The organism is Sporocytophaga myxococcoides (genome assembly GCF_000775915.1).
In the GTDB taxonomy this organism is placed as follows: Bacteria; Bacteroidota; Bacteroidia; order Cytophagales; family Cytophagaceae; genus Sporocytophaga; species Sporocytophaga myxococcoides_A.
In genome coordinates this window covers 191,772-216,916 of sequence record NZ_BBLT01000005.1, presented here as the reverse complement: position 1 = coordinate 216,916, position 25,145 = coordinate 191,772, and the positions used below count along the sequence as shown (strand labels likewise).

Sequence of the window (25,145 nt, the reverse complement as noted above, 5' to 3'; positions counted from 1 at the left end):
CCCCAATTACGTCCCCCAATGATTTAAAAAAATTACTTTGATTTACATCATTTCCAGAGACTGCAATTTTTGAGAATAATATGATTTCCAATATGAATTAATTATAAAAATCATTTCAATCACAAAAAATCAGTGGTATTTCCTTTTATTATTAATGATACGCTTAAATTCTAAACTCTTTGCGCCAAAGTTAATAGCCCTACTTCAAGATTATATGCTTCCAGATAATTAAGGGCTTGAGCTAAATGTACCGGTTCCAGTCTGCTCACTGCTTTTAATTCTACTGATATTATTCCTTCCACTAAAAAATCTACTCTTCGTGTACCTATATGTTTGTTCTTGTAATAAATGGGCATTACGTGTTCTCTGGAAAATGTAATTCCCCGTTCCTCCATCTCTATCTTTAGCGCTTTTTGATAAATTACTTCCTGAAATCCATTACCTAATGATGAATGGACCTCCATGGCACATCCTATCACTTTCGATGTCTCACGGGAATACTTATATTCTTCGTTTACCACTGATTTTAAAAATGATTATTTGATTGACATGATTCTTTGACCACTGATTTAAAATTGATTTTTTTAATTGACATGATTGCCTGACATAATAATCATTATTTAATATCAAATCCCCTTTGCTAATGATTTAACTGATTACTTTAGTTTACATCATTTCCAGAGCCTGCGATATGAGATAATTTGAATTTCCAAGTTGAATTAATCATAATAATCATTCAATCACAAAAAATCAGTGGTTCAGACATTTTTGCTTTAAACGCACACTCAGAAATGCCTAGCTGGTTATACTTCTGGTTGAACTGTTGCAAGATTATAATTTTTAAATTAAAAAAGCAATAACCCATTGATACAAAGAAGTATTAAACCAGAATTAATTCATCTGCATCAAAAAAATTAGAATATCCCTTCTCCTCTTATGGCATAATGAACTGCTAAAATACTATATGAAAGTAGGAGTGCTAATACAAATAAAGCTATATAAAATAAAACCTTATTTGAACTGTTTTGAACTCTCAACCTTAGGAGTATTATTTTCAACAGTAGGTGTAAAAGAAACATTACAACAAGGGTAATTCCTATGAAAATTATGAGGATAAAAAATACCGAAAACCCAGTTATACCAGACAAAAAATCATAAACTTATTACCGACCTATTTGAATTCAAATCAGGATTTTTATAAAAGACCTTAGTAATTCCGGAATCATAAGGTTAAAATGTATTTATACTTCATTACATAAAAATTTCATTGATCGATTACAGAAATTACTTCTGATACTCTATTCTGGTAATACGCCAGATAAATTCCCCCGCACCTGTTTTTACTACTACTTCATCACCTACTTCTTTTTTCATCAGAGCGACTGCCATTGGTGAGTCTATGGAGATGTAGTCTTTGGTGGTATCAAAGATCTCATCATACCCCACTATCCGGAAGCGTTTTTGTTCGCCTCTGTCATTTTGAATCTCTACCCACGCACCAAACATTACTTTGCCTTCCTGGAAAGGTGTATAATTCACGACTTTCAAATCAGTAATACGTTTCCGTAAATAAAGCACGCGCCTATCAATTTCCCGCAATCGCTTCTTATTGTAATGATAATCTGCATTTTCAGAACGATCTCCAAGACTTGCAGCCCAAGCTACCTTCTGCGTGGTGTCTGGCCGTTCTACGCGCCATAAATGATCCAACTCGGCTATTAATTTTTCTAAACCTTCCGGAGTTATTAAGAGCGTTTTCATGTTGAGGTGTTCAAAGAGTAATGGATGTAATATGAGGTTAGTATTATGGCCTATAACTTTCTGCTACTTTGATTTAATTCAATTAACAGATTTGTCAATTCCTGACTTTTTCTAATCTTGTTAACTTTATCTGCAATTTGATTAACAACCTTCTCTGTCTCATTGCCTGCATACCATGCAAAATGATCATAATCGAAATTACCATCAAATGGAGAATCAAAATAAAACTGTTTTTCAGAGATTGCTTTATCCCAATCATTGATTTCAACACGATCCGCTTTTAAGGCTGCAAGCAAGGGAATGTACTTTTCATTCCTCAACGATTCAGTAATTTTAGCAGAATCAAATTTATCTTTATGAACCCAAAGCATTAACCCTGGATTTCCTCCATAATTTACCCAGAATCTCAGACAGAGTGAATCAGGGCCAAAATCAGTAAGGTACCACTTACAGCAGTTCATGTCGCCATATACATTAAATTCCCATCCTATTGCAATGTCTTTGATTCTGAAATGCTCTATCAATGATTGCTTTAACTTGTTAACCCAAGTGACTCTAATTGCATCTTTATTATTATATAAATCAATAAATGCATTCCACTTATCTACATTATCAAAAACAGTGGTAGCCATGTTAAGAAATTCTTGTTGCATATTATAGCGCTTTTATAGTTTCTAGATATTGCTTTAAATATTCTCGTAATCTGACATTCTGATCAGAAACAGTTTTAATACACTCATTTAACCATTCATTTATATGATCATTGAAATGCCAATAGTCAATATGGCAAGGTATTCTTTCAGGTAAATGGAAAAGATCAGGATTATCTGGTCTTAGGCATGAACATTCATCCGGAAGCTTCCAAGATGCCGGGCTTAAGTAGACAACTCGAAAATTCTTTAAATAATCATTGCTATTGTAATCTATCCCAGGATTTACCTGATGTATCTCCTGATACCAGTACCTGTATAATTGATTTGGTTGATCTATAGCATAATTACTTTTATTCTCGATTACGATTACACTGGCTGGCTCTGAACGTTTAATTAAAATATCAATCCTTCCAACCTCTGCAGTAACGGTCCAGCTTCCTGATTCTGGCTTTTCAATTCCAAGTTGTTTGAGGAAAATTTCTAAGAAACGTGTCCCTTGTCCATGGTCACCCTTGGGGTTGAGCAACATGCTTAACAAGAAACTATGTTTAGTTTCATTTATACCAAAATACTTAAAAGGATTAAGTTTCAAGCTATGTTTATGATTCAAAACTTCTACTTCCTCCTTGATACCAATAGCCTTCTCTAAAAAAGTAAAAGCATTAACATACCTCTCCTTTATGATATCTTGCTTCTCTGGCAGCTCTTCTAATAAACTATTAATAGAAGCATAATTCCTTTGTTTAATTATTTTATTAACATTAGTAATTTCAGTAATAACCTGATTTAAATAAAAAATATGCATAATCTAAAATAGAAACCGCTAGTAAAAATTCTATTTAATATGAGACAAAGGCTGATAACTTCAACAAAGAAATAACTACATATATACAATGAATTAGAGAACTATCCCTCTTCTAAAAAAAAGCTTTAAACCACAATTATCTCAGCCTGGACATCTATCCTAAAACCATATGTCCTCCAAAACCACTTGTTGTATTCATTATCAATTTCCTGAAATCTGGGAACTCGTTTATTACAAGCAAATGCCTTTTTGTGTCTGAACTTTACTACCTCTTCCTCGTGATACTCATACAAAAATTGGATTGTAGATACCAATTGCTCTATTGCTCCTTGTTTCCACTCCCCACCTTTCTTTACACATTTAAGTTCCATTAAGTAAAGATGATTTGAAGAGGTTAACATCCCATCACATCTCCCCCTTCCAGTTTCTTCCCCATCTTTTATTACACATTTATCAATTGCAGTGAATGTAAGAGAAAGCTCATTTTCATTAACAATTGTAGCAATCCATTTAGCTTCATCAGTTAGGTCCGTGTATGCTTTTCCTCCACCCTCATCATCACAGATTCCGAATTTTACATGATTGATGGGAGGTTCCTGACAAGTTTTATCAAAAAAATTCATATCAGATTTCTTCTTCTATTTCGAGTAATGTATCAAACAAAATATTTCCTTCTCTTAGCATATCATTCAAATAATTTCTATCTGATGGTATACCTTCCGGTGAAGAAAGTTTCTGAATAGTCCCTTTATGTTCGTCTAATTGGTAAACTACAGAATCTTCTGATGGAATAAGAGCATCAAGTGAAATAACGTTTTTTAACCTCGACAAAAGTTTGTCTGATTTTCCTGATTGTTCAATTTTTCTTTTGAGTTCAAAACCTTGTATGGCAATGCTTAAAAAATTAATGATATATGGACTGTGAGTCGTCATTATCAGTTTATTTCCAGGACTCATGTTGTTAAATTTCAATAAGCTCTGTAGCATTTGCCATTGAGATGCAGGAAAAAGATTTTGCTCTGGTTCTTCAACTATGTTTATGAAAGCTGTTTTATTAAACCTGGAAGTTAGTACGGAAATAGCAGCTCGTTTTTGCTCTTCCGAAAAATCCTCATTGGTATAAATTTCTTCTATGCCCTTCTTAAATCTTTCTAATTCCTCGCTACTCATAGGCTCCTTACTATTATTCCCTTTCTTTCTGACTCTGTTTGCCAAAAATTGCGATACAATGTATAATGGTACCAGAGATTGAAAGCCACTGGAAGCTTCAGTAAGATCTACTGAAAAACCCCTCCCTTTTAGTTCAATACGATCAGAAAAATCATCATATTCAATTCCTACATCATTAATTGGCAGTCTCGTAAAACCGTTTAACGCATCTTTTGCTCTGTTAAATTCTGTCAAGAACTCAGTCAATGATTCTGATGAAAGTTTTAATTCTTTTGGTGATTCTACATATGAAATAAAATTTCTTTCGGCAGGAACATACATTATTTGCGGCAATTCATAATGCTTTTTGTCAATTTTTTCGATACTTAAATCTCCAGATTCATACCTAATATTAAATGAAACTCCTTCAAATTCCAGTATTGACTCACTACCTTGAGTGTATTGAAAATAATTTTGTAACCGGTGATACCCTAAACGTTTGAAAGAAAATATATCTGAATAGTTAGACGGATCATTCGTAAAATCTCCCCTATATAAAGCTTTCTCAATCCACATAAAAGTAGAAATCAATTTTGCGACAGTACTTTTTCCCGATCCCTGGTTACCAATAAAAGTTGTTACCTTTTTGATATCCATCCAGCCATCGTTTTCCTGATACCCTTCTTTAATAGGACCGAAATTTTTTACTCTAATCCTGCTCATACCTGTATAATAATAATTTTAAAGGTAAGTAAATTATTGAATTTAACATTAAGGTTTGCTCTATCTTCTCAGCCAATTATACACCTCTTTCATCAAATGTTCTGATGCCATACCCCGAAAAATTTTATCATCCATCAGCTTCTGGAAAATTTTCTCATTTCCCTGCATCCTATCGATAAGAATGGTAGTGATCATTTTCTCCCAGATATGACGAAAATTATCCATGGTATTTGCCTGTGCAGCTTCTTTGATTTTTTCATTTTCCACTGCAGCCTGTTTTACCTGTTCAAAATATAATCGATCTGCATCTTTGAAATCTGTTCCAAAGCGTTCATTAAGCTTTTCAATTAATTCTGATAAAACTACTTTTTCATCTTTAAGCCCCGCAGTTCCTACTTCTGTAGGACCATATAAGGGTTCGGGTTCTCCTACTTTCAAATCAATAGACCCTTCACTTATTTTTTGCAATCTGTAATATTTTAGTGTTACATCATCATCTATCTTTATCGTAACATCTGACTCTCTTTTAGGTAATTTTAAAATTAAAAATCTTAAGTACGTATATAATTTTTCAAGATCGGAATCCTGGAAGGGTATCACCTGACTTAAATATGCATACAAATTCCTGAATGCTGACAATTGGCCTTTCAACTGTTCTTGTTCTTCTTCTTTCAATTGTTTAAAGCGCTCTACAGCCTTGTTTACGATTGTATCCATTGCTTTATGCTCTCCTGGTGTTGACTCCAGTCGCTTTCTAAACCAGACCTCACAAAAAGCATTTATTTCTTCCTCTGTATAACTTCTCCAATCTTCAATGGAGTGTTGCAGGCGATACAACTGATGCGGATCTGTTACCTCTTCAATTGTAGTCTCAGTATAATAGGGTTTAAATGCATTGTATATCTCCGCCGGTTCATTCTGGAAGTCGAGTACAAAGGTTTCTGATTTGCCCGGGGCTGTTCTGTTTAATCTTGAGAGTGTTTGTACAGCCTGTATCCCTGACAGCTTCTTATCCACGTACATGGTATGTAACAGAGGCTGATCAAAGCCTGTCTGATATTTTTCTGCAACAATTAATACCTGATACTCTCCTGTTGAAAATTTCTGAGGTAATTCTGTTTCTTTTATTCCCAAATTTAAACCTGGCTCTGTGTATTCTACATCATTGAGATCAGGATCTTTAACCGAACCTGAAAAGGCTACGAGTGATTTAATATCTGTATAACCTTTTTCTTTGATATAGGAATCAAAAGTTTGTTTATATCTTACGGCCTGCAATCTTGAGCCTGTTACTACCATAGCTTTGGCCATGCCTCCTATACGATGCCGGGTGTTTAATCTGAAATGCTCAACCATCACCTCTACCTTTTGTCGCAGGTTATAAGGATGCGTTACAAGGAATCTGGCAAGTGCCTTAGCTGCTTTATTCTTCGGAAGCTTCGGATCATCTTCTGCCGATTTTACCAGTTTAAAGTAAGTTGTATAGGTTGTATAATGTTTCAGTACATCCATGATAAAGCCTTCTTCTATGGCTTGTTTCATGCTGTAATGATGGAAGGGAAACTTTCCTTCTTTTCCTGGTTCATCAAAGAAAATAAGGGTTTTATATTTTGGCGTAGCTGTAAAGGCAAAGAAACTGATATTTTTCTGTCTTGGCCTTTTAAGCATTTCTCTTGCCATCGCTTCTTTTGCCTCATCTGACAAGGGCTCATCTTCCATGTCAAGTATCTGCTCTGCAATGGCTGATTCAATACCGTCTTTGTTCAGTACTTTTCGAAGTTCCATAGCAGCTTCTCCGGATTGGGAACTATGGGCTTCATCCACTATGACTGCAAATGTTTTCCCTTTGGTGCTTAGTTCTATCTTTTCTCCTTTTTTCTCCAGGGTTTCTATAGCCTGGAAAATAAATGGAAATTTCTGTATGGTGGAAATAATAACCGGGACTCCCGTTGACAAGGCTTTGACCAGCTGCTGAGTATTTTCGTCTATCTTTTGTACAACTCCTTGTTTGTGCTCAAACTGATAGATGGTGTCCTGCAACTGCTGATCCAGTATTCTGCGGTCGGTAATAACGACGACCGTGTCAAATATTTTTTCATCCTGCTCATTGTGTAAACTGGACAAACGATGGGCCAGCCATGCGATAGAGTTGGACTTGCCGGAGCCTGCAGAATGTTGTATCAGATAATTTCTGCCTGCTCCATGTTCCCTCGAATGACCGACCAGTTGCCTTACTGCACTGATCTGATGATACCTGGGAAATATCATCGTTTCCTTTTTGACCGTTTTCAGACCTTTTTCGGTCAGCTCCTGTTTTTCTTCTACCTGAAGATGTATAAACCTTCCTATTATGTCCAAAAGGCTGTCTCTGGTAAGTATTTCTTCCCAAAGGTAGGCAACCGGATAATTACCATCTTCGGAAGGCGGGTTTCCTCCGCCCATGTTGTACCCCTTGTTAAAGGGCAGAAAAAAGGTCTTTTCCTTATTTAACCGGGTAGTCATAAATACCATTTCGGTATCTAAGGCAAAATGCACCAGGCTTCTTTCTTTGAAGCGGAAGATGGCTTCTTCCGGATCTCGGTCTTCTTTGTATTGTCTTATAGCATTCTCTACCCGTTGGTTGGTCATGGCATTTTTCAGCTCCAGGGTCACAACAGGAATACCATTAACAGCCAGCACCATGTCCAATGACAGTTCACGATTTTTTTCGCTGAAATGTACCTGCCGATTTACAGTAAGTATATTTTTCTGATAGTCTTCCCAGGCTGTGGGATTCAAATTGGTATTGGGAGCAAAATATGCCAGTCGAAAAAGCTTGCCAAAGCATTTGAAACCATGTCGCAAAACATGTAGCACTCCTTTGGCTGCAAGTTCTTTTAACAGGTCTTTTACAAGCGCCTCTCCGGCTGATTTGCCATGAAACTCCTGTAAGGTCTTCCAGCGGGAAGGCTGACTTATAGCTATAAACTCAAGAAAGTCTTTTTCAAAAATTCCTTTTACCGCATCAAAATCTTTTGGATTTCCTTTACAATAGCCTGCTTGCGTAAGCAGATATTGCTCTATATATTCTTCAAATCGTATTTCCTTGTGTTTGCTCATGAGGCCTCCTCCTCACTTTGATACTTTGAAAGATCTAGCTTGCCTGTAACAGCGTGAGTGATAAGTGCGGTGCGGTATTCTTTGAGTTGCTCAATGGCCTTAATTATCTTTGACTCAATTAATACTGATGACGATAATATACCTTCAACTTTCTGTTCAATATCATTCTGTTCTTTAAATGGAGGGATTACCATATAAAAATCCATGATAGATGAAGGATTAATAGCTGGATAACTTACGCCATTTGAATTTGCCATTACATATTGAATAAATGGTTGTGACTTCAATAAATAGCTAAAAAATTTAGAGGAAATAAAATTAGATTTAGGACTTAACACAGCAAAACCGGTTGAAACAATCAAATTAGGTTCAGGACTTTCAACATAAGCAATAGCTTTTAAATAAGTTCTAACTGTACTCACAATTGTATCCCCATTGGTAACTCTTCTTCTTGCTCTAGATGGGGCTTTTTCAAATACATAATCTTCCTTATTAGTTATTCCATGGTCAAAATTAACACTTGAAATATCTACATACCTGATCTCAAAGTCGGGATCTGTATTATCGGGCAACTTGTCAACATTACAATTCGCAACAAATTTAATCTTCTTCACCTCCCAATGCTCCGGAATCTCCCCCAACCATTCCACTCCTGAGTCTTGCATTTTCACATCAGGATTTAAACCTTTGGTTACAGCTTTGGTAATAAGAGCTGTTCTTTTTTCTGCAAGAAGTTTTAAGAGTTCTTCTTTTTTGGAAATGAGAGCGTCTATTTGAGCAGTTTTTGATTGTAAATATTCTGCAATCAAAACTTGTGATTCGTATTTAGGATGTAGAATTGGAATCTTCTTTATTGCATACAAAGGAAGTCCAAATCTAGTAACTCCATTTGCGTAAATTTCAAAATATGATTGTGCATAGGTTGACTGAAAAAAATATAACAGATATAATGGACATATATCCTTAGATGGTCGAATCAAACTTAAATGATAACCACATATAACATTATCTAATACTTCATCAACCAAAGCTGGTATCCCAATATCATCTGCTGATTCTGAATCTTTGGTAATAATTACATCCCCTTTTAAAATTTGAAATTTTGAAATTTCTTCTTTAGTGGCACTCGCAGGCATGAAAGAAATTTCCGAGGTAATAAAATCATTATAATAAACATCTACGTAATTACACAGCAATACGTGATCCTCGTTTTCTTCTGCTTTCTTATCAACGTTGCTATTTTTTATTGTTGACAGAAATTGCAAACGAGTTTCCTCCCAATTTTCCTGCTTTTTTCTTTCACTTAATTTAGAACCCGACGCTTGTTTTTTCATTTCATTACAATTTCAAATCCTTCAACATTTCCAGAATCTCCGCTTCTACCTTTTCAATTTCTGATTCAATCTCGTCCAGACCACGGGGAGGCTCGTACACATAAAAATGACGGTTCAGTGGTATTTCATATCCCACTTTAGTTTTAGAATAATCCACCCAGGCATCCGGCACATGCGGGAGTACTTCTTTTTTCAGGTACTCATCAATATGTTTTTTTACCAGCTTGAGCAACTCTTTATTGTCTGCCTTAGCATCATAGTCCAGTGGCAAAGGCAAAGAAATTTTGCCTGGAAGAGGCACAAGTTCGGTATCACGTAAATCAGCGTCCGGCTCAGGGTTGCCTTTGCTGTCTCTGCAGATTTCTGCCTCCGCATCCCTTTCAGATAAGGCAGATAGTATTGCTTTTTTCAAAGCAGGTGCAAGTTTGAGGTTTTTCAAAGCAGGTGCAAGTTTGAGGTTTTTCAAAGCGTTGTCCAGCACCTTCAGGAATTTCTCCCGATCCTTGTATTGTTTATCTGTTTTAAATTTTGATAAGGCTTCTAATATCGATTCCTGTAAAGCAAGACCTTCTTTGATTTCCGCCTCTTTTTCAGATTTGTCTTTTTTCTTGCTTTCTGTCAAGGCTGCAAAAGCAGTTTCATCTTTTAGTCGTTCTATGCGTTCATCAGAAATGGTGAAATTAAGTCTTAGAGGTCTCTCTACCGTAATTTTCAAATATCCAAACTCCCTGTTGTTAAAAATTTTGGAACAGATCTTTTCCTTGCTTTCTCCATCTATCAATACTTTAGATGTATTGTCGTGTTTAAACTCACCATATAGCCTGGTTATTTCAGCGATGTGCGCATCGGACAATTCATTACGTTTATTCCCCAGGCTCTTGCGCATTTTCTGAAAATGCTTAGTAGCATCGATCAACTGAACCTTTCCTTTTCTGTTGGCCTGTTTTTTATTGCTTACAATCCAGATATAGGTAAAAATGCCGGTATTGTAAAACAACTGGTCGGGCAATGCCACTACAGCATCCAACCAGTCATTTTCAATGATCCACCTTCTGATGTTACTTTCCCCGGAGCCTGCGTCCCCTGTGAACAAAGGCGATCCATTGAAAACAATACCAATCTTAGATCCATCTCCACCATCTTCCGGAGCATCGTGCATCTTGGAAATCATATGCAGAAGAAACAGCAAGGCTCCATCGTTGATCCTTGGCAGTCCGGGTCCGAACCTGCCCTTAAAACCTGAGGTATTGTATTCTTTAACCACAAAGTCCTGCTGCGGTTTCCATTCTACTCCAAAAGGCGGGTTAGACATCATGTAGTGAAATTTCTCCTGAGGGTGTCCGTCACCAGTTTTTCCATCCCCAAGCGTATCGCCAAATACAATGTTATCCACAGACTCATCTTTTATCAAAAGGTCTGAGCAACATACTGCCCACGATTCAGGATTGTATTCCTGTCCAAACAGTACCAGATTGGCTTGGGGATTCTGTTCCTTAATGTATTCTTCTGAAACTGAAAGCATCCCACCTGTTCCACATGTAGGATCATAGATAGTGCGCACAATGCCAGGTTTGTAAACTTCCTCTTCATCTGTATATAAAAGATTAGCCATTAAGCCAATTACTTCACGGGGTGTAAAGTGGTCTCCCGCCTCTTCATTGGCCTGTTCGTTAAATTTTCTTACCAGCTCTTCGAACACATAACCCATGTTCAGATTCGATACCCTATCTGGGTGCAAGTCAATATCTGCAAATTCTTTTACAATGGTAAACAAGCGGTTGGCACTGTCCAGTTTTTCAATCTCTTTTTCAAAATCAAATTTTTCAAAGATCTCCAATGCCTTTGGAGAAAAACTATTGATATAAGCTACAAGGTTTTTGGCAATACCATCAGGATCCCCCAACATTTTTTTGAAGGTAAAAGGACTAATGTTGTATAAAGGGTGATTGCGATCACCAGAAGCTTTGGTAGCTATAATCTTATGAATGGCTTCTTCAGAAAGATTCTGCGCTTTCAGTTTCTGATATTGTTGAATTACCTGATCTTTATTATTTTCAAGCACAGAGTCCATCCGACGTAAAACCGTCATTGGCAACATTACCCTTCTGTATTGAGGAGGACGATATGGCCCACGCAATTTATTGGCTATGTTCCAGATAAAACCAACCAGATCGCTGTGAGCGGAATTCATTTGAGGGGTCATTAATAAAATTTAGTTTTTATAACCAATAAGAATACAATAAAATTTTGATGACCGCAATAGGACGAAATAGAAATTTGCAAATCTGCTCAAGCCATGTCTACATTGAATGGGAACAGAAAGGTTTCTCCTCAATTGGAAGCTCGTAATATTTTGAAACATAGGAAGCAATCGAAAAGCTGGGATAAAATAAAAATTCGACATTAAAGAACCTAAAAATCTGCACCTTATAAAACTCTTATAAAATCTGGAAATTTCCGTTTGTCTTGCAGGGGAATTCTACCAACAAAAAAATATGGAAAATAATCTTCAATTCGTCAAAAACAAAATTTCTGAAATACAAGCAATCATAAAAGAGCTAAAAGCACGATATCCACATAAAGAGTTCACGATGGATGGAAGATTAGTCGGGGACCTTGGTGAAATAGCTGCTGAGGTTTTGTATGATCTTAAACTATACGAAAAATTAGAGAAACATTACGATGGAGTTACTTCAACCGGACAGAAAGTACAGATAAAAGCTACATTTAAAAACAGCCTTACCTTTAAAAACTGCTGCGACTATTATCTAGGATTAAAATTTGAAGAAGACGGAACAATATCCGAAATTTTCAATGGACCAGGTAAAATAATCAATCAAGCATACAGTCATCGAAAAGGCTTTGGAAAAGAATTATTAAGCTTCCCAATAAAAGCTTTAAAGGAACTATCATCTAAAGTTGAAGAAGGCCAAAGAATTCCTAAAAGATTTTCTTGAACTAATGCCTCAGCATTGTAAAGCCGATAAAATTAAAACGATGGTTTACAATTAATTCATTTTTAGTGAAGAACACTTCACCTGTAGCACATTTAAAAAACTTTCCTACTATGAGCCTCAAACCTAGTAACAGTTTCATCAGCCCATATCATTTAATTATAATCCCAATACTGATGATGTTATTCTCTCAAGATAGACAAAAAATATTTCAAAAAAATAATAAAAAATCTATTCAACGCAAATGGATTGCGTTGCAAGCCAATACTTTTATTAGATAATAAAAAATTCAATAAAATGAACAACCCTAAATTTCAGGTGAACCGAAGTACACAATATTACTATCGTTTAAAGGCCAGAAATGGAGAAAACATTCTTTCCGGAGAAGGCTACACCACAAAGCAATCGTGTTTAAATGGGATTGCCTCCGTCAAAGCAAATGCTCCTTATGACAGTAAGTACGAAAGAAAAATATCTACTAACAACTATTATTATTTTGTATTAAAAGCTGCAAATGGAGAAGTCATTGGTGTTAGTGAAATGTACACTACCATACAAGCAAGAGAAAACGGAATTGAAGCAGTAAAAAGAGATGCTCCTACTGCTCCGATTGAAGATTTAGCTTAATCTTTATATTCTCAAACTAAAATCCCCTGCTGAGCTTAGTCAGAAGGGGATTATTTAAATTTCAATAAGAAGCTAAGATAATCCTTCACCCCAGCCTCTCCTCACAAACCCTCTTCACCAACTCCCTCAACACCTCTATCCTCTCACTCAAATACTCCAAATCCTCTTTCGTAATCGTATACCCCTTCTTATATCTTGCATCAATATAAGCCTTCTTCAACAGCTCGTAACGATCAATCTGTTCTTGGGTTTCTTTTGGGAATACAGTTCGGAATTCTCTATTGATTACCGCAGCAGTCTTACCTAATTCATCAAGGTCATGGTTCTTGCCTTTGTAATGTGTGAAGACTAAGGCAACAGCTGAGTAAAAGCTTTCAGTGGCTTGGTGAAGATGAAATGCAGCAAACTTATAATCTCCATCTTCAAAATACATTCTATAGCCTTTTTGAAATTGTTCTGCATTTTTAAACCAGTATTCATACTCCTCTTTAGCCCTTTTAAGCACCGCATCCGGATTTACCTTTCCAGGAGTTGCTAGAGTCACCTCTCCGGAATCGTATAATACAATCCCCTCACGGATCACATCGGTGAAGAAATAACTACCGGCTTTGAGTTCTTTATTGATGAAGTCAGCGCTGTGGTGGATGGCTGTAACAGTTGTGGACAATTCCAGCTTCTTCAGCTTTTGTTTGGTCTTGCGCCATCTGGTGCTGGAGACATTGCCCAGTTCTTCAGAAGTAATGACCAGAATGTCGTAATCACTTTTGAAAATCAACCGGTTACCCTCTTCTACTTTTTCCTCCTCAGCCCAGGTATTCCGCGCATAACTTCCGAAAAGCAGCAGTTTAGCAGGCTTCATCTTTTCCACAACCAGATCTGTGATAAGCTTCAGCTCCTCCTGTTTGTATTCCGGCAAAAAATCTAAACTGGCAATCAATGAGTTAATATTGTTTTTTCCTAAATCTCTAAGTTAGAAAAAAAAATCGTTTAAATAATCGTAAAAATAATTTGTAATCAGTACTTACAAAGTGATAAGATTAGTGAAGGGCCAGATGAGGATTGAGATTCAATAATTTCTAATGGCTGATAAAACACAGGTAATGAAATATGTATGATGAGTTTATTATTTTTACTATACTCACCGATTAAAAAATTTAACACTAACCAAAAAATTTAGCAAAATTTATTGGTTTTTAAAATCTAATAAATAGGTTTGAAGATCTTTTTCAAAACTATGGCAAAAAAAATTAACAAAATTATCATAAAAGGAGCTGATTGGGAAGTTAAAAAAGTTGACTTTACCTCTCCTGAAATGAAAGCCAGCATTGAAAATATATTCCAAAAACAACAGGAATCCATACTAAGAAAAGCAATTGATCCTTCTAAATTAAAGTCTGTTGTAAAACTTTAATAGAGTGAAAGTCCTTTCATACTCCGAGGATATCCTTGCTCAGGAACTTTCCAATGACAGTACCCCAGTCGATGTCATTCAAAATAAGCGACAATATTTATATTTAAAAGAATATTTAGGAACTCAAGGTCTTAAGATAAAAACCATTGTAATTGAAGATAAATATATCAGTAAAGACTACTTAAAAGATTTTGCTGCTTATTACGCTACTTGCTTTAAAGATTATAAAAAATATTGCAAGAGAATTCATTTTTTCACAAATACATTTAGTCAAGTAGACTTAGAAAAGTTTTTCTTTCAGATACAAAACAAGCTCATGAATTCTGGAATAACTATGCCGGATTTTTAGTTGTCAAGCCGATATCCGTAACTGTAATAGGAACAACAATATTTAAAAACTATCCTAAAGGTAAAACAACCGGAGAGCGGAACTTTTGGGGAACACGATTATACCCGATTCATCTTTTCGGTATAAAGTTAACGATTGATTCATTAGCATTTCAGGAACAAGACACTGCATTGAGTGCATGCGCAACAACTGCAATATGGAGCATGTTACATAAGGCCTCTGAAGACTATACTATAGTTTTAAAGACACCCGGTGAAATCACTAAAGATGCAGGTGAAACTGTTCCTAATAAAGGGAGGCTGCTTCCAAACAAAGAAGGACTTGAAATAAGTCAAATGTGCAAAGCTATCGAAAACTGTGGTCTGGAGGTTGAAATAAGATTGCCAATAAAAGGAAGTGAAAAAATAGACAATCAGTATTTGCAAAAGATTTTAAATGCCTACTCTTCAATAGGAACTCCGATCATTTTAGTAATTCAAGTTCCATCAGGCTTTAAAGACGATAAAGAACCGAAGAATCGGTTAGATAATGTGAGATATGGTTTACATGCAGTAACAGTTTCCGGATTTAAGAAAAAGGCATTATCAAATTTAAATAAAGATGAAAAAACATCATCTGTTTATAAACTTATTGAAAAGGTTTATTACCATGATGATCAATGGGGACCTTTTGCAAGAGCTGAGTTTTCAGGAATATTTGATTTGGATACCTCATGGACCAAATTTCACGAAAGTGGAATAAAACCACCTACTTATGTTGAAAGCATAATCATACCCGTATTTTCGAAAATAAGAATATCTTACGATGATATTGAGCCTATCATCAGAACCATTGCGACTATATATACAACAGCTTTTGAAAATATTCTCGCACCAGGTTTTGTGTGGGACTTAAGAGTAATGTACAGTGAAGATTTTAAAACAGAGATAAAAAATAGTGAGTTGGATAATTCATTAAAAATATCTTATTTAATAAAAAGTTATCCTAAATACATTTGGGTTGGAACGTGCTACAGTAAAGAGAATAGGATTTCAGATTACATCTTTGATGCTACAGATATATCGAACGCCATGTATGGGATAGATGTCATCATTCACTATGATGAATTTAAAGATTACTTATTAAAATTTTTGAAGGCCAACAATACATACAAAAGCATATTTAAAGGTTTATTTAAATCTGATTATTATCAATTTATTATTGATAAGTTAAGAGATTGATACTGTAAAGTACCTTTTTAATCTCGCAATAGTCTTCATTTTCAATTCGAGGATACCTCTTGAAAACTCCAGTGACAAAAGAAATCATCCTCCCTCACTAAAAAATAACCCTCCAAATCATAAAGACCTGAAGGGTTAAATTGATAACAAACAGCAATTCTTTTTACACCGCTACTTGTCTTGTAACAGTGATGTTAACAATGTTGGAGAACTCGCCTACCTGCTCGTCGTGCAGCCTGAAGATTCCTTTGTAAGACCAGATAGCTGTATCCTTTTCCCCGGAAGGAAGCGGAAACGTGTCTATATAGTCCGGAGTAGAATCATTGGCGAGGAACACAAAACCTTTGCCATCGTTGCGATCCACATAGATGTCAATGGAGTCAGCAACACCCTTTTTCCACTTGATAAGCGGACGATGTGCATCCAGAGCGCCGCTAATCTGAGGTTTAAGCGTATTCCTGTCAAAAGTCGACTCAGCCCCGATAATACCTAAATCCTTACCAATGGAATCATTGTAGTTGGGGTGATTTTTGATCCTTTGCACCAATTTCGGAATTCTCTTAAAGATCCCCGCTTTTAAAGCTACCGTTGGCTGGGTGACATTGAGCGTGAGAGATGGATAAGTAAGCGGTACCGATTCCTCACCTTCTGCCAGAATGTTTTTAAAAGCCACTTTCTGTGCCGAATCCTTTTTAACATTTTCCACCAGTTCTATGGTATACAGATATGCACTGGCATCATTAGAAACAGAGATCACCTCATCCGGAGATAATCCTACAATTCCTGCATGGTTAGAAAGTTTAACCGAGAAATTTTTAAGCCAAATAGCTTTGTCTTTATCCGCCCTTGGCAGATATCCACTGTTGTTGGTTGTGATAGTTGGTAAAAGTTTGAAAATGAAAAATATATAATCGATTCAATATTAACACCTTGAAACATTCCAAGCAAGTATTATTTCAAAAAGCTACCCCACGACTTCCCCGTGGTGCCCCACGGAAATTTCGGAAGTCCCCACGGACGTTCCGTGGGGCCGTACAGAACTCCCGTGGGAGGTTTTTAGCCTCCGAATGCCCCCACAGAAGGTGCGGAAGCTCCCACGGAACCTCGGGAGTATCCCACAGAGGTTCCGTGGAACCCCACAGCGCTTTCGTGGGAATATCTAAAGGCCCGTATGAGCCCACGGGACTTCCGTGGGGCCCCACGGAAGAATTGTTTTGAAGCTTTCTATTTATAATTGTAAGCACAAAGGTCTTGAGTGATTCCACAGAAGTTTCAGGAGGGGCTATAAAGAAGTTGTGGAGATGACCAATAGTCCTCGTTTGATTTACTTCTCATTTAGTTAGTAAAAAAAAGATTAACGAGGATTTCCGAAAATAGCGATTGCATCGCTATAAATCTCAAAGTTGTGTCAGATCTTTCCGACCTGACACTTTTTAAAAGTTCAGGAATACATAAACCTTCTAATTCTATTAAACAATGTGAATCTTTACTTTGTCATGTTGAGCCTGCGAAACATCTGAACTTTCAAAGTGTATAAAATTTAAGCTATCTGGAATTATTGTGATTTAAATGGCAAATTATTTTGTGGCTAACAGATCCTTCGCAGGGCTCAGGATGACCAAACCGCTTATTATGGTTTACAGAACAATGTTAAGTTGACTATGGTGTCGGCACCAAGGCAATGCTGAGCTATCTACAAATATTCAATCCCTTCAGGATTGGGAGGTTGCCTGAATCAAGATTTTAGACTTAACAGGATCTTGAATATCTCAATTCCATGGACTTCCAGACCACAGGTCGATTTAATTCTACTCCCCGGCTGGTGGCGCACCGGACGGAAACTTGAATGAAGATTTACAATCAACCTTTTCTGATGATTCGGGGAATTGATTCTTTATTACCAGTGGCAAGTTTTTTGGACAATAAAATGTAGTCAATCTGTCGGTATTCTTTTTTCTTATCATAGAAATGTGTCCATCGTTCATCTTCCGGAAGTCTTTCTAAGACATCAACGATCCATTTATTATCAAAGAAGATATCAAGAGCTGAAGACGGCCTATAGTCGTTCATATCACCAAGGACAATCCAGTTATGATTTCCAGGGTTGCTTCCATATTTTTTCTTTAAAATATCAACTACTGCTTCCGCCTGAATTTTTCTTCTTTCGGACGTAACCTCCCGTCCATCCATCATTGATTTAAGATGATTTACAAAAAGTGTCAAAGGTTTGCCTTCAATATTGAATTCAACTTCAAGACAGTCCCGGGAAAAAATATAACTCTTGTTATTGGCAGTTCTTAGAAACTGATGCGTCCTGATTGCATCAAAAGGTACCTTGCTTAAAATCGCGACATCAATAAATCTGGGATCATTTCCATCAATAATAGCTTTATACTTATAACCAGACTTACTTAGAAACTGATTATTAAATTGCTTCAAAGCATCCATATTTTCAACCTCCTGAAGAGCGATGATATCAGCCTTGGTTTCCTTTATAGCTGCAGCAGTTGCAGCCCTTTCAGCATCAATGATAATATCAAATTTCTTTGGATCAATAATAAAGCCCTCTGTTTTGGTTGTTGCAGAATTAATGCCTTTTTCAAATTTAAATCGTCTGAAAAGATTCTCGCAATTAAAGGTTGCGATAGTAATTTGTGTCATAGCTAAAAATGGTTGATTGTAACAAATATAAAAATCAAATAGAATAAGTTGTCAACTTCGCAATAAAATCAAGTCCTAGATATTAGGGCTTATTTGGGGTATCTCCGTTCCTCTCCCTGGCCGGTGGCACACCGGACGGAATCTTGAATAATGGTTAAACATAATTTTAAACTTGAAAGTCATTCAAGCTAGGTACCTTTGGAAAGGTTTCGGTCTGTGCGCCACAGACCGAGGAAAAGATTGTAACAAATATAAAAATCAAATAGAACAAGTTTCAAACTTCGAAATAAAATATAGCATGAGATATTAAGGGCATATTTGTGGTATCTCAGTTCAAATGGCCCTACTCTCCAGCCTGTGACGTACCAGACAGAATCTGAAAAACGTGTTAAACCTTCAAGCCATAGATCGCATTTTCAATCAATATCTTTTCCATTTAAAAGATTTCTTAAATCTGTCTTAGTACTTTCATTAGGTTCCACCTTCTCTGCTGACTCCAATAACGCTTCAGTTCCTTCTGGCCAATTGCTCGCTCCCCATGAAGACAAAGCTTTAATGGCAAAGTTCCTGTTTCTTGTTACCGGACTTCTCAATGCTGCTTTAATCAGGGGAAAACCCTTATTGGGGAATGCTCCCAGTCTCTGAAGCAGGTAATCAAGACAGCTGTGTAGTTCAAACTCTCTTCCTAATCCAAGCTCATCAGCAGGCCCGGTCGCAATTTCATCAAGAGGCAATTGCTCTAAAGCTAATGTAATAATCTTATCTATGTTATCATTATTGGCACTTTGCATGATCTTATACCAATGCTCTGATTGGGTTGGGCTTTCAGTTAATCGGTTCCAATGTATATCCCACATATCAATTCCTAAGAACTCCGCAACCTGATCTACCTGCCACATTTCCCGAGGATCTCTTGTATCCAATTTCGTCTTGATCATTTGCTCCCACTTGATATCATTGATCATTTTGTGAATATCAATAAGCAAATTTACTTTCAGATCTTCTATCCAACCTAACGTTTCTCTTTCCTTCCAATCTGCATTTTCATCTTCCATATATCTCTTTATTGATTGGAGCACCAAAAAATCAGCCAATGTCTGATTAGTTTTTTTCTCCATATGTTGTACATACAGCATGACAACCTCTGCACCGTCTTCATATAAATCCAAATCTTCTGCCGGGCCTCCATTAATAAGGGCTTCTATGATTTCACCTGCAGCGTTCAAGAGTTCATCATCTACCACCTCGGCCCGCAACTCCTCTCTTAAGTCTCCACCGACAGCACAAGTATAGGCAAGGTATTCATACATAATACTGTTTTTATAACCCTCCCGGATCAACCATTTCTTGATTTTGGAGTTTTGCGTTTTCCCCAATCTTTGGACAATGTGTATTTTCCCCCAGCCTTCAACATGTCTTGCTAACTCCCACAATTCCATCTCAGGGTCTTCATATATGTTGGTTAAAGCAACTACCGAGAACAGTGTGAACTCTTCATGCTTCCCAATAGTAATTAGTTTGTCAATGGCACTTTTATCCCCGATAAATCCAAGTAATGCTATTCCGAATTTAACAGGACCTCTGTCCGCGCCCTTAAATGCGAGCCATCGCGCATACTCAGTTAAGTATGGTTTGATAGAAAGATTTAATGCAGCTATTTTCTCTAAAGATGGATCAATAAATTCCATCAAATTGTCTTTCAGCAGAAGATTATACAGTTCTACTTTTTTAGACAGACTATTCTTTTGAGAAATTGCCTTTACTAATTCTACAACCTTTTTGGTGTCCTTGGCAGAGTTACCACTTTGAGCGTGATAACTTAGTGTTCCATCCAAACCACCTGCAATCCATCGCACCTTTTCATTCTCGTACCTTTTCTCTTCATCCGGGAGTTTATTTCCTTCCTTTGATAGATTTCCATCACTATCCAGATTACCTTTTATATATTCAAAAATAGAAGGCAGATTATACCATGGCAACGAATCATCCTTGATATCATCATTACCTCCAAAAATCGAAAAAAAACTCATAACAATTATGATTTATTAAAATTCAAACCAAACCTACAAATCAATAGTACTGCAAATATTAGTATTGTCTTACTTAACAACCACCAGCTTCTTCACCTGGCTTCTTTTCTCATCTGATATTTCCACAAAATAAGTTCCTGATACAAGATTATCTGTGGCAACCTTCAGTGACAAATCATTATTGAAAAAAGCAGTTTGTTCATGCACTTTATTGCCCATCACATCTTTTAGTCTGATGTTAATTGCGCCAGACATCGCTTCTCCAATTGATATTTGAGCACTCTCATTGTTATAAGCAGGATTGGGAAATATCATGATATCAGACATGTCCGAACTTTGTTTACCCATTCCCAGGATAAGATCACAATCTTTATTCGTTGATATCCTTGAAATAAAATGAGCCGCCTTCTCAGATTTTGTCTTAAGTGGAATTCCACCTAGTCCTGTTGAATCTATAAACATTCCGCCAAGGTAATAATTACCGCAGTCATCAACCTCCATATCCGTTACATACTCTGTCGTTTTATAGCCTTCACTCCACGCATCAATTAAATTTCCAGAAGGATCTAGTCTAAGAATGTATGGATCAAAATTTCCATTATTTGAAATAGTCGTGTCAATAAAATCAACACCTCCGCTATAACAACCACCAGCAATGATATTTCCTCTCTTGTCCAGGTCAATTTTAAATGTTTGGATATGACCTAAATTTTGGATCGGAGTAGCAACCAGTTTTGACCATTGAACAACACCGGAGGTATCGTATTTTATCAAAACATGTCCTGTAACCAAACTATACACACTATTAACGCCTCTGTGAATTTGCCCATTAACGACAGTAGAGTCTCCTTGAAATACCATAATATAATACAATGCATCATCATGGATGGCACTCAATTTTCCATATTCATCTATGCCATCAACCCCTTCCTTTATAAGCCATTTTGAGTTTCCGTTTTTATCTACTTTATTGATAAAAATATCTTCCTTTTCAAAAGAAGTAATGGTTGTTGAATCTATTGTCAATGTTCCAAGTAAACCTCCTGAAACATAAACATTATCGTCACCATCAATTTCTATTGCTTCAGCTTTAGTTACTAAAAGATCACCTCCGGTAGGAAGGTAAGATCTCGCCCATAAAAAAAGTCCGGAAGGATCAAATTTTGCTAGCAAGGCACTTGCCCCTATCCCTTGTAAACAAGCAACAGTAGTATCTCCAAAGTCAATGATTCCCGAATAAAGTCCATAAGTATAAATGTTGTTTTCAGAATCAACTTTTAAAGAAGTGAGAATATTATAGTTATATTCAGAGTCACCTTTAATAAATCTTATCCATTGAGGATTGCCCTGATTATCATATTTGACAAAGAAACCAGCATCCATTTGAGGATAAGTTATACCATTAAACGTAATATCTCCTCCACACATACCTCCTACATATAAATTACCCGACTGATCGTAATCAGTCGAATACACACTTATAAAATCGCATTCTCCGTCTGCTGAAACCCAGAGCAATGTACCGTCATTCTTATATTTGCCGCAAAGAATTTTATATTTTCCAGGAAGCGTCTCAAAATAAAAATCATCACTCTGCACTGTGTCTTTGAAGCTTCCACCAAAGTATACTTCCTTATTTGCATCAACATTTATGGAATTAACGAAACTTTCTTCAGTTTTTATAGCACCTTTAGACCAGTTATTTATTTGAGCTTGTAGTGTATTTGATATGAATATGGTAACTAAAAATGAAACTATTCGCATTAGATTTAATATATGATTGTAAAATTTAATTTTTAAAATATCAGGCTAACTCTTCAATAAGACGTCACGCATCAAAGAGAATTGCTTAGACCTAAGAAGCAAATTTTAATAAACCTGTTTTTATTCAAATAATCTTAAAAATTACAAAAATTAAAGCACAGAGCATAAATAATTTTATATTTTCCAATAGTCCTCGTTTCATTAACGAGGATTTTCGAGTATAGCGATTGGATCGCTATACTCGCACAAGCTGGGGATTTGATTAATAATCCAATTGAAAATTCAGTATCTTTAAACTCATGACAAACAAGATCGATAGAATCGAGAACCTTTCAAATAACGATTAGTATTAACCATATGCAACTTGCAGTAATCCCCTTTATACTTATCCTAATAATGCTTGTATGGTTAGCATTCAGAAAAAAAGATTCAACCAAATATTCTCCTGCGAATTACGGTTCTATCTTTTATCACGAGGATGACTACAGACAAGTTGAAATTGTACCATTTGAAAACTTTAATGCTTTAATAAAGCAGGCTGAAAATATCGAGGAATTTGCAGAGAAAAATTTTGATGGAATCGGCTATTCTGATATTATGGTCAGAGAAGAAAATGAATTAAAACTAAAAGACAGAGGGATACCTGTTACTGAATTGGAAGAAGTCTTATTAAATCTATCACTACCCAGGAAGACATTAGTGACAACAGGAATCAGTCCGGGAGAAATGGTTAGTAAAAATACATTGGGTTACGGAGAAAACTGGAATGGACTTTTCTTCCAATTTGAATCGGACATAGTATCGTCCATCTGGATTGCCGGAACAATTCCCACAGGTAAAGACAAAGTAACTGATACGCTGAATGTATTAGGTCGCAAATGGAATCTTCTTTTAATGGATTGGAATTCATGCAAACTAATTGATCTGAAAGACAAAGAACAAATTGTTACATATTTAAGTTTTGAGGATTATGGAGAATAGAAATTCCATTTTATTCACACAAAGAACCAAGAGCAATCCTCAAAAGCATATACTTAATCTAACAACATTTAAGCAAAAGACACATTTTCTTTTGTCATCATGAGCCTGAGAAGGATAACTATGCAACTGATGGCAGATACTAGTGCTACAGACCGAGGGACAGATATTGAAAGATCGGGCAGGAGAAACAGAAAGGTAAGCCAGGGACGACTAAAAAGTTACATTTCCTGCTGCCCATAATAAAGTAGTTTTAGATTTGGCATATTTAGCTATTAAATCATACAGTTTAACTTTGTTTGAAATAAGAGAACTCTCACGTGAATTAACCAAAAAAATAGAACTCTCACCATTTTCAAATCTTATAATCTCTCCTGTTTTCAAAGCATCTGCATTTCTTACCAGACTTTCCTGCAATTCTATCTGTCGCGACAAAGCAATCCAATCATTGGCAGACTGCTTGATACTATTTTCTATTTCACGGTTTGTTTGCTGAAGTTCGTAATCAGTTTCTTTAATTTTTAATCTTGTTGATTGTAGTTTACCTCTTTCATTGCGGAGAAATAAAGGATAACTAAAGCTTGCTCCGATTTTATAATTATTTGTAAAGTCAGAAGCATAAAAAACATCCTCCCTTAAAAAACTACTCTGGAGGAAATTATATTCAAGATTCAACTTAGGCTTGAATTTATCAGCGATAAAGCGTTTTTCAACAGATAGTTGTATTAGCTTAGAATTCAATTTTCTTATCTCAGGATGATTTGTAAGTGCAGCAGTTATTAAATTATTGACCGAATCTTGAGGAAGAGGTGTAATTTCAGAACCAGCTTCAGAAGGTATTAACTTATCAGTAACTTCAAGTGGAACATTGTCGCCACCCCATAAATGATTAGAGAGAATCAAAGAAGAGTTGGAAAACTCCAGTTTAGATTGAGCATAAAGGATCTGGAAGTTTTGCACCTGTATAAGAGCTTCCACAGTATCAATAGCAGACAGGTCTCCTAATCTTACTCTTTCAGTTACTGCGTTATAGCGCAAAGATGCGAGTTGCAAACCCTCTTCATATAATTTCAGCTTTTTGAAATTATACATCCAGTCCCAATAGTCTTTGGCAGTCTGCAGCAGAAGTTTATTTATAATTTTTATCCTTTCAGCCTCAGCAATAGTGGAGAGTTGGTGGGCTTGTCTAATTTGTGAACGGCGTTCATCTATTAAAAGTCCCTGTCCGAGAGGCACAGAAACACCCAAATAACTAAGCCCAGCATCAGGAGTTCTATTCTCAGGGTTTAAATAGGGTCCATTATTGCGTTCATAACCGGCTTTGAAATCTATGCCATACCAGGTTGGTATTCGCAAAAATCCATCAAAAAGGGTATAGTAATCACTAGACTGAAATTGCTTATTGTAAAATTTAGAGTTTAATGTTGGATCGAGTAAGCCTTTTGCAATTCTTAGTTCTTGTTTTGCCCTGTCATCTAATAGTTTTGCTTGTTTAGCCAGGGGATGATTATTTATGACTATTTCAAAAAAGTCCTGTAGCGACAGTACTCTGAGGTTATCTTGCGCCTTCAAAGAAACTGCAATATGGAGCAAAACAAAAACAACTACCTTCTTCATTACCAGTTTG

General features: G+C 36.2%; 21 protein-coding genes. 6 read left to right on the top strand and 15 right to left on the bottom strand.

The genetic code is table 11. The annotated features are described in order from the left end of the window. Window positions 1–170: 170 nt before the first annotated feature. From MYP_RS13540 to MYP_RS13500, 9 genes are all read right to left on the bottom strand, one after another. Complete coding sequence (locus MYP_RS13540; protein WP_370568878.1) at window positions 171–521, bottom strand: GxxExxY protein; 351 nt, start codon at window positions 519–521, stop codon at window positions 171–173. Window positions 522–1,284: 763 nt separating this feature from the next. After that, window positions 1,285–1,761 carry a transcription elongation factor GreB gene (greB, locus tag MYP_RS13535; protein WP_045464329.1) on the bottom strand — a complete coding sequence of 159 codons (477 nt, stop codon included), beginning with the start codon at window positions 1,759–1,761 and terminating at the stop codon, window positions 1,285–1,287. 50 nt (window positions 1,762–1,811) lie between these two features. Continuing rightward, window positions 1,812–2,414: a hypothetical protein gene (locus tag MYP_RS13530; protein WP_045464327.1), complete on the bottom strand. Its 603-nt coding sequence runs from the start codon at window positions 2,412–2,414 to the stop codon at window positions 1,812–1,814. Between the two features lies 1 nt (window position 2,415). Then, a complete protein-coding gene (locus tag MYP_RS13525) occupies window positions 2,416–3,219 on the bottom strand; it encodes a PDDEXK-like family protein (protein WP_045464325.1) in 804 nt (267 codons plus the stop codon). Between the two features lie 125 nt (window positions 3,220–3,344). Beyond that, on the bottom strand, window positions 3,345–3,842 hold the full coding sequence (locus tag MYP_RS13520; RefSeq protein ID WP_052430198.1) for a hypothetical protein: 498 nt from the start codon (window positions 3,840–3,842) through the stop codon (window positions 3,345–3,347). Window position 3,843: 1 nt separating this feature from the next. Beyond that, window positions 3,844–5,091, bottom strand: coding sequence for an AAA family ATPase (locus MYP_RS13515; protein WP_045464324.1), 1,248 nt, complete (start codon window positions 5,089–5,091; stop codon window positions 3,844–3,846). Window positions 5,092–5,151: 60 nt separating this feature from the next. Further along, window positions 5,152–8,190, bottom strand: a complete 3,039-nt coding sequence (locus MYP_RS13510) for a type I restriction endonuclease subunit R (protein WP_045464321.1) — start codon at window positions 8,188–8,190, stop codon at window positions 5,152–5,154. Next, on the bottom strand, window positions 8,187–9,524 hold the full coding sequence (locus tag MYP_RS25115) for a restriction endonuclease subunit S (RefSeq protein ID WP_052430197.1): 1,338 nt from the start codon (window positions 9,522–9,524) through the stop codon (window positions 8,187–8,189). The genes MYP_RS13510 and MYP_RS25115 overlap by 4 nt, the downstream gene beginning before the upstream one ends. Before the next feature lie 4 nt (window positions 9,525–9,528). Beyond that, a complete protein-coding gene (locus tag MYP_RS13500; protein ID WP_045464684.1) occupies window positions 9,529–11,715 on the bottom strand; it encodes a type I restriction-modification system subunit M in 2,187 nt (728 codons plus the stop codon). Window positions 11,716–12,019: 304 nt separating this feature from the next. On the opposite strand from MYP_RS13500, the gene MYP_RS13495 reads away from it, so the two are divergent. Continuing rightward, entirely contained in the window at window positions 12,020–12,481 is a 462-nt protein-coding gene (locus MYP_RS13495; protein ID WP_045464319.1) for a DUF6998 domain-containing protein, read from the top strand. A 294-nt stretch (window positions 12,482–12,775) separates the two neighbouring features. Then, the gene (locus tag MYP_RS13490) at window positions 12,776–13,105 is read left to right on the top strand and encodes a YegP family protein (protein WP_045464317.1); all 330 of its coding nucleotides are present in this window, start codon (window positions 12,776–12,778) and stop codon (window positions 13,103–13,105) included. An 85-nt stretch (window positions 13,106–13,190) separates the two neighbouring features. Here the strand turns inward: MYP_RS13490 and MYP_RS13485 are convergent, their stop codons facing one another. After that, window positions 13,191–14,042, bottom strand: coding sequence for a HEPN domain-containing protein (locus MYP_RS13485; RefSeq protein WP_045464315.1), 852 nt, complete (start codon window positions 14,040–14,042; stop codon window positions 13,191–13,193). A gap of 297 nt (window positions 14,043–14,339) precedes the next feature. On the opposite strand from MYP_RS13485, the gene MYP_RS26095 reads away from it, so the two are divergent. From MYP_RS26095 to MYP_RS13475, 3 genes are all read left to right on the top strand, one after another. After that, complete coding sequence (locus tag MYP_RS26095) at window positions 14,340–14,516, top strand: hypothetical protein (protein ID WP_156140586.1); 177 nt, start codon at window positions 14,340–14,342, stop codon at window positions 14,514–14,516. A gap of 4 nt (window positions 14,517–14,520) precedes the next feature. Further along, window positions 14,521–14,865 (top strand): hypothetical protein, encoded by a 345-nt coding sequence (locus MYP_RS13480; RefSeq protein ID WP_045464313.1) that lies wholly within the window; start codon window positions 14,521–14,523, stop codon window positions 14,863–14,865. Between the two features lie 170 nt (window positions 14,866–15,035). Further along, window positions 15,036–16,085 carry a hypothetical protein gene (locus MYP_RS13475; RefSeq protein WP_156140584.1) on the top strand — a complete coding sequence of 350 codons (1,050 nt, stop codon included), beginning with the start codon at window positions 15,036–15,038 and terminating at the stop codon, window positions 16,083–16,085. A gap of 163 nt (window positions 16,086–16,248) precedes the next feature. Here MYP_RS13475 and MYP_RS13470 read toward each other — a convergent pair whose 3' ends face one another. The 4 genes from MYP_RS13470 to MYP_RS13445 form a co-directional block, all read right to left on the bottom strand. Beyond that, on the bottom strand, window positions 16,249–16,842 hold the full coding sequence (locus MYP_RS13470; RefSeq protein ID WP_045464310.1) for a hypothetical protein: 594 nt from the start codon (window positions 16,840–16,842) through the stop codon (window positions 16,249–16,251). A gap of 1,103 nt (window positions 16,843–17,945) precedes the next feature. Next, window positions 17,946–18,746 carry an endonuclease/exonuclease/phosphatase family protein gene (locus tag MYP_RS13455; protein ID WP_045464683.1) on the bottom strand — a complete coding sequence of 267 codons (801 nt, stop codon included), beginning with the start codon at window positions 18,744–18,746 and terminating at the stop codon, window positions 17,946–17,948. Between the two features lie 416 nt (window positions 18,747–19,162). Continuing rightward, window positions 19,163–20,776, bottom strand: coding sequence for a hypothetical protein (locus tag MYP_RS13450; RefSeq protein ID WP_045464305.1), 1,614 nt, complete (start codon window positions 20,774–20,776; stop codon window positions 19,163–19,165). A 69-nt stretch (window positions 20,777–20,845) separates the two neighbouring features. Next, the gene (locus MYP_RS13445; RefSeq protein WP_045464303.1) at window positions 20,846–22,540 is read right to left on the bottom strand and encodes a T9SS type A sorting domain-containing protein; all 1,695 of its coding nucleotides are present in this window, start codon (window positions 22,538–22,540) and stop codon (window positions 20,846–20,848) included. Between the two features lie 357 nt (window positions 22,541–22,897). On the opposite strand from MYP_RS13445, the gene MYP_RS13440 reads away from it, so the two are divergent. Next, a complete protein-coding gene (locus tag MYP_RS13440; protein WP_156140582.1) occupies window positions 22,898–23,521 on the top strand; it encodes a hypothetical protein in 624 nt (207 codons plus the stop codon). 210 nt (window positions 23,522–23,731) lie between these two features. On the opposite strand, the gene MYP_RS13435 is transcribed toward MYP_RS13440, so the two are convergent. Beyond that, on the bottom strand, window positions 23,732–25,135 hold the full coding sequence (locus MYP_RS13435; RefSeq protein ID WP_045464299.1) for a TolC family protein: 1,404 nt from the start codon (window positions 25,133–25,135) through the stop codon (window positions 23,732–23,734). Window positions 25,136–25,145: the final 10 nt, after the last annotated feature.